Origin of the sequence: Microcoleus sp. BROC3, from assembly GCF_036702515.1 — a bacterium.
GTDB lineage: Bacteria > Cyanobacteriota > Cyanobacteriia > Cyanobacteriales > Microcoleaceae > Microcoleus.
The window spans coordinates 96,193-96,993 of the sequence record NZ_JAUBTQ010000030.1 but is presented as its reverse complement, the minus strand read 5'-3'; the positions used below and the strand labels follow the sequence as shown (position 1 = coordinate 96,993).

At 43.6% G+C, this 801-nt stretch carries 1 pseudogene; it reads left to right on the top strand.

The features are described 5' to 3' along the window. Positions 1 to 801: pseudogene (locus QUB30_RS19910) on the top strand (ATP-binding cassette domain-containing protein); the annotation flags it as partial.

Here is an 801-nt window from a genome sequence, read left to right as displayed (position 1 = left end):
ATTCTCAACCAGAACCGATAGTCGAAAATCTGCAAGTTGTAGAAACCGTAGAGTCGAGCGACTATTCTCAACCAGAACCGATAGTCGAAAATCTGCAAGTTGTAGAAACCGTAGAGTCGATCGACTATTCTCAACCAGAATCCGAACCAATTACAGAAACAGCAGAGGAAATAAGCGATTTAGAACCTGGAATGCAACCAGTGGCAGATTTTCTGGAAACTGTAGAAAGACAAGAATTGATCGAACATCCTCAACCAGAACCGGTTGTCGAAAATCAGCTCATTGTCGAAACAGTAGAGTCGATAGAACATCCTCAACCAGCACCGGTTGTCGAAAATCTCGAAGTTTCAGAAACGGTAGAGTCGCTAGAACATCCTCAACCAGCACCGGTTGTCGAAAATCTGCTCATTGTAGAAACAGTAGAGTCGCTAGAACATCCTCAACCAGCACCGGTTGTCGAAAATCTACTCATTGTAGAAACAGTAGAGTCGCTAGAACATCCTCAACCAAAACCGGTTGTCGAAAATCTACTTATTGTAGAAACAGTAGAGTCGATCGAGCCTTCTCAGCCAGAACCGATTGTCGAAAATCTCGAAGTTTCAGAAACGGTAGAGTCGCTAGAACATCCTCAACCAGAACCGGTTGTCGAAAATCTACTTATTGTAGAAACAGTAGAGTCGATCGAGCCTTCTCAGCCAGAACCAGAACTGATTTTAGAAACACCAAAGTCGAACCAACCTTCTCAACCAGAACCGGTTGTCGAAAATATCGAAGTTTTAGAAACACCAAAGTCGAGCCAAC